The 10341-nt window shown below is 39.2% G+C and carries 9 protein-coding genes; 8 read left to right on the top strand and 1 reads right to left on the bottom strand.

The window, feature by feature from the left end; genetic code table 11:
• Positions 1-355: 355 nt before the first annotated feature.
• The 8 genes from cyoE (at position 356) to V7201_RS20040 (ending at position 8279) form a co-directional block, all read left to right on the top strand.
• Positions 356-1282, top strand: a complete 927-nt coding sequence (gene cyoE / locus V7201_RS20075) for a heme o synthase (RefSeq protein WP_335378545.1) — start codon at positions 356-358, stop codon at positions 1280-1282.
• Positions 1283-1382: 100 nt separating this feature from the next.
• A complete protein-coding gene (gene coxB, locus V7201_RS20070) occupies positions 1383-2456 on the top strand; it encodes a cytochrome c oxidase subunit II (RefSeq protein WP_335378544.1) in 1074 nt (357 codons plus the stop codon).
• Positions 2457-2487: 31 nt separating this feature from the next.
• Positions 2488-4359: a cytochrome c oxidase subunit I gene (gene ctaD, locus V7201_RS20065; protein WP_335378543.1), complete on the top strand. Its 1872-nt coding sequence runs from the start codon at positions 2488-2490 to the stop codon at positions 4357-4359.
• Complete coding sequence (locus V7201_RS20060; protein WP_335378542.1) at positions 4359-4988, top strand: cytochrome (ubi)quinol oxidase subunit III; 630 nt, start codon at positions 4359-4361, stop codon at positions 4986-4988. The genes ctaD and V7201_RS20060 overlap by 1 nt, the downstream gene beginning before the upstream one ends.
• Positions 4989-4992: 4 nt before the next feature.
• Complete coding sequence (ctaF, locus tag V7201_RS20055; RefSeq protein WP_335378541.1) at positions 4993-5328, top strand: cytochrome c oxidase subunit IVB; 336 nt, start codon at positions 4993-4995, stop codon at positions 5326-5328.
• A 164-nt stretch (positions 5329-5492) separates the two neighbouring features.
• Positions 5493-6401 (top strand): cytochrome c oxidase assembly factor CtaG, encoded by a 909-nt coding sequence (gene ctaG, locus V7201_RS20050; RefSeq protein WP_335378540.1) that lies wholly within the window; start codon positions 5493-5495, stop codon positions 6399-6401.
• Positions 6402-6537: 136 nt separating this feature from the next.
• Positions 6538-7002 (top strand): DUF420 domain-containing protein, encoded by a 465-nt coding sequence (locus V7201_RS20045; RefSeq protein ID WP_335378539.1) that lies wholly within the window; start codon positions 6538-6540, stop codon positions 7000-7002.
• 101 nt (positions 7003-7103) lie between these two features.
• Entirely contained in the window at positions 7104-8279 is a 1176-nt protein-coding gene (locus tag V7201_RS20040; protein ID WP_335378538.1) for a GNAT family N-acetyltransferase, read from the top strand.
• Between the two features lie 775 nt (positions 8280-9054).
• Here V7201_RS20040 and ytvI read toward each other — a convergent pair.
• Complete coding sequence (ytvI, locus tag V7201_RS20035) at positions 9055-10113, bottom strand: sporulation integral membrane protein YtvI (protein WP_335378537.1); 1059 nt, start codon at positions 10111-10113, stop codon at positions 9055-9057.
• Positions 10114-10341 lie beyond the last annotated feature (228 nt).

Below are 10341 nucleotides of genomic sequence, written 5' to 3'. Positions count from 1 at the left end.
GCTTTATGGCTATCATGAAAATATTATCCAAAAATATATATATTAAGATGAAAGACAGTGGAATCATCTTGTCTTGATTTTATAGGATTATTTCTTGCAATGGAAAAGAACTTTATGGATAATGGCGGTAAGACACAAATTAGTCAAATTTTGTTCAAAAAAAATTCACAAAAAAGTTGTGAAGTGTGATTTAATATACAACGTAGGTGTTATTTTTCTACACAAACATTTAACAGCCTTTACACGTTGGGATTAGTGGAAACTATCGTTAGATATAGCACTAAAAACTCTTCTTTTTTTTGTTAAAATTTGTTTACCAATTTTAACAGATTATTGGGGATGAAGGAGGATATGGATGTCTAATTCAAAAGCTTTCAGTGAAGCTGTATTAGAGGACGGACAGCCTGCAGCCGTGGGGAACACGGTGCTTAAGGACTTTCTGGCATTAATAAAAGTAGGCATTGTGAATTCAAACGCGATGACGACTTTTACAGGATTATGGTTGGCGCTTCATTTCAGCGGTGCCCATTTTCTGGATAATATTGATTTAATCCTGGTTACGTTAATAGGATCATCCCTTATTGTCGCGGGCTCATGCAGCCTTAACAACTATATTGACCGTGACATAGACCATCTTATGGAAAGAACAAAGGGCAGGCCGACTGTTACCGGCAGGGTGCAGCCTGGCAAAGTAGCACTTATGAGTTTCCTTCTTATTGGGGCGGGAACGGCATTCTTATTAACCACTACATTAACAGCAGCGGTTATTGGGATTATCGGCGTATTCAGCTATGTAGTTCTTTATACGATGTGGTCAAAGCGCCAGTATGTTTCTAACACGATCGTCGGAAGTATATCCGGTGCGGTCCCGCCGTTAATCGGCTGGGCAGCAGTGGATGCCAATCTTGATGTGATGGCCTGGATGCTGTTTGCCATTGTATTTGTTTGGCAGCCTCCTCACTTTTATGCGCTAGCAATGAGAAGGGTAGAAGAATACCGGGCAGCTGGCATACCAATGCTTCCTGTTGTAAAAGGATTCAAGGCAACGAAGAGATCAATCTTTTTGTGGGTAACTGCATTGCTGCCATTGCCATTTTTCCTTCCATCACTTGGGATTCCATTCATCATTCTCGCTACTGTGCTGAATATTGGCTGGCTGGCTTTGGGAATCTATGGTCTCAAGCTTAAGGATGATATAAAATGGGCAAAAATGATGTTTATCTATTCCTTACAATACTTAACAGTCATGTTTGTCGCTATGGTAATTGTCACATTAATATAACCTTTGTTAGGAGATCCTCTCTTTGACGAGAGGGGATTTTTCCATATATTTTAACAACAAAATTTATAAGTTTTTTACGAAAGAGGGGTTTAATTAAGCTATGAAGATGCTTGCTAAATGGCGTCTGCTATCAGTGTTCGCAATGATAGCATTAGTCTTGTCCGGCTGTGGTGAACCTTACCTGTCTACACTAAGACCTGCAGGTGAAGTTGCGCAATCACAGTATGAACTCATGTTATTGAGTACGGCAATTATGGTGGGAGTAATTGCTGTTGTCACAATCATTTTTATTTATGTTGTAATGAAATTCCGCAGGAAGAGTGACAGTGAAATTCCAAAGCAGGTTGAAGGAAACCACAAACTTGAAATCCTGTGGACAGTTATTCCGATCTTATTGCTTTTAATTCTTGCTGTACCAACTGTTGCACAAACTTTCAATTTGGCGAATGTTTCACCAATGGATAAGAAAAACAAAGATGGTAAAACGGATGTCCTTGTTGTTAATGTCCGTGCAAATCTTTACTGGTGGGAATTCGAGTATCCGAATGAAAAAATTATTACAAGCCAGGAATTAGTGGTCCCTACAGATGAAAAGGTTTACTTTAACCTTAAAGCTTCTGATGTAAAACACTCATTCTGGATTCCATCAATTGGCGGTAAAATGGATACAAACACAGATAATGTCAACAAATTCTGGCTAGAATTTGACAGCAAAGGTGCTGATGAAGCTGGCGGACTTTTCTACGGAAAATGTGCTGAGCTTTGCGGACCTTCTCACGCATTGATGGACTTCAAAGTTAAGGCTTTGCCACGCGCTGAATTCGATCAATGGGTAGCAGGCATGCAGACAGTTAAAGAGCCTGTTAAAGCAGAAACCCAAACTGCACAAGAAGGACAAGAAATTTTCAATAACAGCTGTATTGGCTGCCATGCTGTAACTCCGGCAAACACTGCTCCTGAAAAAGCTCGTGTAGGCCCTAACTTAACAAACTTTGGCGATCGTTCACGTATTGCTGGTGTCCTTAATCATACTCCGGCAGACCTTAAGAAATGGTTAGAGGATCCAGATGCATACAAGCCAGGCAACAAAATGACTGGTGCATATGGTGAATTATCCGATGAACAGATTGCAGCATTAACAGAATATCTGATGGGCTTGAAAGTCCAGAAATAACAGGGGATTTGTTTGAAAGGGAGGTAAAACTGTGAGTACCTATGCTCAGAAAAAAGGATTCGGCGCTACTATATGGGAGTTCTTAACAACAGTCGACCATAAGAAAATCGCGATCCTTTATCTAATTGCTGGCGGATTCTTCTTTTTAGTTGGTGGACTGGAAGCGTTGTTCATCCGTATTCAGCTGGCTGTACCTAACAATGATTTTGTAAGCGCAGGATTCTATAATGAAATTCTGACGATGCACGGAACAACAATGATTTTCCTTGCAGCGATGCCGCTTATATTTGCTTTTATGAACGCTGTAATGCCACTTCAAATTGGAGCGCGAGATGTAGCGTTCCCATACATGAATGCATTAAGTTTTTGGCTGTTCTTCTTTGGTGGAGTTTTCTTGAACCTGTCATGGTTCCTTGGCGGAGCTCCTGATGCAGGCTGGACTTCATACGCATCACTATCAATCGCGTCTTCCGGCCACGGTATTGACTTCTACGCATTGGGATTACAGATTTCCGGTGCGGGTACACTAATGGGTGGTATTAATTTCCTGGTTACCATTATTAACATGCGTGCACCAGGGATGACGTATATGCGCATGCCGATGTTCACTTGGGCAACATTTGTAACATCAGCATTGATCCTTTTTGCATTCCCTCCATTAACTGTTGGATTGTTCTTAATGATTTTTGACCGTATGTTCGGATCTAATTTCTTCGATGCAACGATGGGTGGTAACACAATTATCTGGGAACACCTTTTCTGGATTTTTGGACACCCTGAAGTTTATATCTTGATTCTTCCAGCGTTCGGTATTTTCTCTGAGATTTTCTCAATTTTCTCTAGAAAACGTCTATTTGGATATTCATCCATGGTATTCGCAACCGTATTGATCGGTTTCCTTGGATTCATGGTATGGGCTCACCATATGTTTACAACTGGATTAGGACCAATTGCGAACGCTATTTTCGCGGTAGCCACAATGGCGATTGCGGTTCCAACTGGTATTAAGATCTTTAACTGGATGTTCACTATGTGGGGAGGAAGCATTAAGTTCACGACGCCAATGCTGTGGGCAGTTGCTTTCATTCCTTCATTCGTTGCCGGTGGTGTAACTGGGGTTATGCTTGCATCTGCTGCAGCTGACTATCAGTATCATGACAGCTATTTCGTAGTAGCTCACTTCCACTATGTAATCGTGGGTGGTGTAGTGTTCGCGCTATTTGCAGGAGCACACCTATACTGGCCAAAAATGTTTGGAACAATGCTAAATGAAACTTTAGGCAAAATTACTTTCTGGTTATTCCTTATTGGATTCCATTTAACATTCTTTATCCAGCACTTCTTAGGTTTGATGGGGATGCCACGCCGTATCTTTACATTCCTTCCTGGACAAGGATTTGAAATGGGCAACCTAATTAGTTCTATTGGTGCAGGCTTCATGGCTGTTGCAGTAATCGTACTATTAATCAACGTCATCATGACTACCGTTAAAAACGAAAAAGTTGGGAATGACCCATGGGGCGATGGCCGTACACTTGAGTGGGCTATTCCGTCACCACCGCCATTCTACAACTTTAAGCAGCTTCCTTTAGTTCGTGGATTGGACGCATATTGGCTTGAAAAAATGGAAGGCAAAAAAGACATGACTCCTGCTGAACCGCTAGGGGATATCCATATGCCTAACAATTCTTTCCTTCCATTCGTAACGTCATTTGGACTTTTCGTAGCTGCATTTGGTGCGACGTACCACGCAGAAAAAGGGTGGGGACTTCTCGTTCTGATTCTCGGTATGGCTATAACTTTAGGATCAATGTTCGTACGTTCTATTAAGGATGATCATGGATTCCACATTCATAAAGAAGACTTAATTGATGAAGATAATGATAAGGGGGTAAAGGCATAATGCAAGCTGAAGAAAAATTCACTTATGAAACATGGCCTGCCGCGCCTGAAAAAGCAACCCTCGAAGCAAAGAACAAGTTTTTGGGCTTCTGGTTTTTCCTTGGGGGAGAGACGGTATTGTTCGCCACTCTCTTCGCCACTTATCTTGCACTAAAAGATAAAGTTCCAAATGCAGAAATGGCTCTTGCAAAAGACCTTTTCGAAATTCCGATTGCTTTTGCAGCGACTATGCTGCTTCTTACAAGTTCTTTAACTAGTGTATATGCTATGTTTCACATGAAGAACTTCAACTTCAAGAAAATGCAGCTTTGGTTAGGATTAACAGTCCTTTTAGGAGCAGCTTTCCTTGGTTTGGAAATTTACGAGTTCAATCATTATGTACATGAGTTTCACCATACATTCACGAGCAGTGCATTTGGATCAGCCTTCTATACATTAGTAGGCTTCCATGGTGGTCACGTTGCTTTCGGTTTACTATGGATCACTACATTAATGGTTCGTAACTCAAAGCGTGGATTAAATCTCTACAATGCACCTAAGTTCTATGTTGCCAGCCTTTACTGGCACTTCATCGACGTTGTATGGGTATTTATCTTCACAGTAGTATATCTAATGGGAATGGTGGGATAATCTGATGGCGAATCAACAACCAAGTTCAGGGAACCCAAGAGTAGACATCGAATATCGTCGCAAAAAAAGCGCCGAAGAGATGAGATACCAAATCGTTTCTTTCACATTGATGATTTTCTTGACAATCATTGCCTTCGTTGCTGTAGGATATGAAGGATTTTCAGGCTGGTTTACAGTACCATTTATTCTGCTGCTTGCAGTAGTTCAGGTTATTTTTCAGCTTTACTATTTCATGCACATGAGCCACAAAGGACATGAAGCAGTTTCATTATTCCTATACTCCGGAGTACTTGTCGGAGCAATCACAATCCTGACTTTTACGACCATTATTTGGTGGTAAGCTTTAAAAAGAATAATTCAAAGAAAAAATCGGCCAAAAAAGCCGATTTTTTCTTTGAATGTTATTGCTCTAGCATTTAATGGAAGACGCAATACATTGAAGTTGTATTCCAATGAAAGTATAATGGAATTAAAGTTTTTTATTTAGACGGGGTGGAAAAGATTATGCTTACTCTTGATATATTTGGATTCAGAGCCTTATGGAGCCCGTTTTTTTTCCTTGCACTAACAGGAATATTAATAGCTTACTACCTTATTGTTTTTAAATATTACGAACGGTTTAAGGATGGAGTACCAGCTACGAAAAAGCAGGTTGCTTATTTTACAGCCTTCATTTTAGTGCTCTATTCAATAAAAGGTTCACCTGTAGATTTAATGAGCCACATCATGTTTTATATGCACATGATCCAGATGTCGGTCCTATATTTGATTGCACCTCCGCTATTGATTTTTGGTGTGCCTAATTGGGTTTGGAGGGCATTTTTAAGTCTTCCATTCATTGAGCCGGTGTTTCGTTTTTTAACTAACCCCCTGGTTGCCTTAATCATGTTTAATGGAATATTTTCGATTTATCATATTCCGCTTATTTTTGACTTTGTCAAAACGGATATGTGGCTTCATGCCGGTTATACTTCGATGCTCTTTGTTTTTGCGATACTAATGTGGTGGCCGCTCATAAATGAACTGGAAGAATATCAGACATTATCAGGCATTAAAAAGATGGGGTATATCTTTGCCGATGGTGTGCTGATAACTCCTGCCTGTGCGTTAATTATTTTTGCTGATGCTCCAATGTATGCTACTTTTTCGGATCCCAATGCATGGGCACAGGCTCTTCAATTATGTGTACCAACAACAACTCTTTCTTCGCTCAATCTTAGTGGTCCGGAAACCTTCAGTTCTATGTCGTTGCTGGAAGACCAGCGGCTGGGTGGAGTAATCATGAAAGTCATCCAGGAACTCGTTTATGGTTTCTTCCTTGGATATGCATTTTTCCAATGGTTCCGAAGTGAAGAGGACCAGACTGAGCAGGATGCTATAAATCTGGCACGTGCTCCGCAGACAGTAAAGTAATCGAGAATAAATTATGGCTTTCCAAATCGGGGGAAGCCATTTTTATTTTACATTGATTAGAATCAATGATTGAAAAAATAACTCGTGTCACCTACAATTAATCTTATGGAGAAATAATGATTGTGAGGGAATTTACATGTCGAATTTACCAATCTTGCCAACGATCAGCACATCATTTATCGTTTTGAGTGCCATCTTTGTTGCGATCGGCTGGGCCCAGATAAAACAAAGAAAAATTGAGAAACACCAAAAGACAATGATGCTGGCTGGAATATTTGCGTTAATATTCTTTATTATATACGCATCTCGGACAATCTTTATCGGTAATACATCATTTGGAGGACCAGACAATATCAAGATTTTTTACACCATTTTCTTGATCTTTCACATTTCACTTGCAACAATCGGTGCTGTCCTTGGAATTATCTCCTTGTACACAGGCTATAAGAACAAGCTTGAACGTCACCGTAAATTAGGTCCAATTACGAGTATCGTGTGGTTTTTTACCGCGATTACCGGAGTAGCAGTTTACATGCTGCTATATGTATTTTATAAAGGCGGAGAAACTACTTCTGTTATAAAAGCCATCCTTGGATTTTAATTTTCGTTTTAAAAACATTGCGTTAAGCAATGTTTTTTTATTTATTTGAAGGGTTTAAAGGGTCTGAACCGAAATAATGATAAATAAGGGGTGAGATAAGTTTGGAAATCAAAGTGTTATCAGAGAAAGATTTTATGCAATCGATGAAACTATCCATGTATGCATTCCAATATCAAGTGCCGGAAAAAGATATTCCAAAGAGATTAGAAAAATTAAAACAGCATAGGCTGCTTGGCATTTTTGAGGGAGAAGAGCTTGCTTCGAAGTTACATATCTTATCTTTGAGAATCAAGCTTGGTAAAATGGATTGGAAAATGGGAGGGATAGCTGGTGTGGCAACTTATCCAGAGCACAGGCGCAAGGGATATGTAAACGGGCTAATGAAAAAATCACTTGAAGTGATGTATGAAGAAAATCATATTGTTTCATTCCTTCACCCATTCGATATCCATTTTTACAGAAGGTTTGGCTGGGAAATCATCTCTGATTTTCGGACTATCCAGATTGGAAAAAACGATTTGAAACCCATTGGGGACTATACAGGTAAAATTAAGAGGTATCAACAAGAGTCCCATTCCCCTGATATAGAATTGGTTTATGATCAATATGCTGCGAGGCACAGTGCAATGCTTGAAAGGGATCTTAGCTGGTGGCAGAACAGTATATATGGCAGCCAGACTGCTGCTGTCTACTATAATTCTCAGAATGAACCAACAGGTTATCTTTTATATGATATAAGCGATCAAGTAATGAAGGTCGAGGAATACGTACCTCTAGATCATGAAGCACGGCTTGGTCTGTGGAACTTCATCTGTCAGCATGATTCAATGGTGGACAGGGTTGAAATGCGGCTTTCAGTGCATGAACCCTTTCCTTATTTTTTATCAATACCTAAGCTTAAGACAGAGGTATATCCATATTTTATGGGCAGGATTGTAAATGCTAAAAAAGCAATAGAGTCATATCCTTTTCATGATGATGGCAATAAAGTCTTTTTACATTTAGAAGATTCTATGGCAACTTGGAATAACGGTACCTTTTTAATAGGAGGGGAGGAAGGTGTTACATTCTATCCTGTTAAAGCAGGGAGTTCTTGTGTAAAGCCGCCGCAAAGAGGACTGCAGCTTAATGTGAAAGCCCTTACCGCTTTGCTGTTCGGCTATAAGAGGCCATTGGAGTTGTATGACATGGATATGATCAGAGGCAATTTTGAGGAAGTAGAGGACTTGGAGAAAAAGATTCCTCTATTTAAGCCTTTTTTCTATGACTTCTTTTAATTAGAGCCAAAAATTTAGGGGAATGAGTTCATCTTCGATTTATTCAGCCACTATATCGAAATATATTGATAAACCCGGGTGCTATTAAAAGCCCCCAGGTTTTTTTAGTAACGGGTTCGGTAGCAATCCAATTGGAAGAGTCGCATAAATCTATGCGGTATTGCTAAATATGGTGCGAAAAATGATATACAAATCATTAACTAATCTTATAAAATTACTTTTAAGAATGCTAAAATTATAATAGTTGGAAAGGGAAATAATAGAGATTTACACTTATCTTTTGATTGGAGCGAAACTCTAGTGTTAAAAAGATTGATAAAAGCAGTATTGCCAATCATTATTACAAGTATAATTTCAATATTTTTCATGACGTATCCCACTATCTTTATGGGTGCAATCATCTATTCAATAATGGTAGATACTATTCCTAATCAAAGTAAAAAACCTATTTTTGTCGCATATATATTGCATTGTATATTTTATCTTCTTTCGGGTGTAATTGGATGGATAATCCTTGTCCTTTTGTTCTATAGCGATTTAGATTTCTCAAATCTTTATGTGCCAGCTTTGTTTTCATTTTTCTACTACCACATTTTACTTTTTATAAATCAATACTCAGATTAATAATCCAAAATATTAAATATAAAAAAGCAACTGAACGTCTTCAGTTGCTTTTTCTATTGCTAAAATAATGTTAATTGTAATGCTAATTATATAACGATTTAGTTGTTAATTAACATTTTGCACCTCAAAACCGAAGCCATAAGTTTTTTTGCTAAATTTTAAATTTCATTTTAATAATGCCTGCTTCTTTAGCTGAGTTGAATCCAATAAGGATCAGCGGACCGATGATGAAGCCCAGAATACCGAACAGTTTTAGGCCCAGGTACATGGCGATCAGTGTTGAAAGTGGGGAAAGGCCGATATGGCTTCCCATTACTTTTGGCTCCACTGTGCGGCGGATGATCAATAAAATGACTGCCAGTACTGCCAACTGGGTTCCCAGAGCAATATTGCCTGTAGCAAGGTGGAAGATGGACCATGGTGCCAATATGACGATTGAACCGATGAGCGGTATAAAATCAATCACCCATATGATAGCAGACATAACAATAGCATATTCTGGCGCAATGAAGAGCAAGCCAATCAAGGATACGATGAATATGATGACGCTGACCAGAAATTGTGCTTTTAGAAATCCAAATACGACATATGACAGCCTTGAAGTCATAAAGTGGACCTTATCAGCCGTTTTCTCAGTTAAGTGGCTGTATACCCCTTGTCTTAATGCTGGTAATTCAAGCAAGAACAACACTAATGCAATCAAGTAGACAAGGAAACTGATCAGAAAGTTAGGGATATAGGTCAGTAATGCCTTCAAATTATTTATATTAATGAAGGCGATCATGTCATTTTTGAGCTTAGTCAAAAATTCCTCAGCCCGGTCGCTTATTTCTATAACTACTTCCTTTGGAAGATCATTAGCTGCTTCCACAAAACTGTTTTCTGCTTTGTACCAGGCATTCGTAATTTCATTTATGTATACTGGCGTGTTCTCGATAAGGTCTATTGCTTCTGTTACTGCCGTCGTGGTTAGGAAGTAACCGGTCACTACCATAAGCAAAACAAATAATAAAAAGATGCCGAGTACAGAGAGGCGGCGACCTATTTTGAATTTATTCTGGAAATACACAACCGCTGGTTCAAGAAATAGAGCTGTGATCAGTGCAACAATAAGCGGAATAGATACTGGCAGGATAACGTAAAGCGCTGCAGCTACAAGCATGACAATCAATGTTATGATGATGAATCGTTTTGTAAAAATACCGGACAATGGGAACTCCTTTCTATACTCTTTATGAGTATATACCACATGACAAACAGAATAATTTGGCCCTATAAGCCGTTCAGCTAAAAACATGACTGTTGTTGATTTAGTTACTTGTTGATTGGAGACAGCTAAAAATTAGGCTCTGTTAAAGCCCAATGTTGTTTTTAAAATCTGTTGATTGTAGTGGAAGGCGCGCAGACTCCTGCGGGCTAAGCTGGTCAGGTGAGACCC

Origin of the sequence: Bacillus sp. JJ1122, assembly GCF_036964885.1 — a bacterium.
Lineage (GTDB): Bacteria > Bacillota > Bacilli > Bacillales > Cytobacillaceae > Mesobacillus.
The sequence above is the reverse complement of the archived record's forward strand: the minus strand, read 5'-3'. Positions and strand labels throughout refer to the sequence as shown.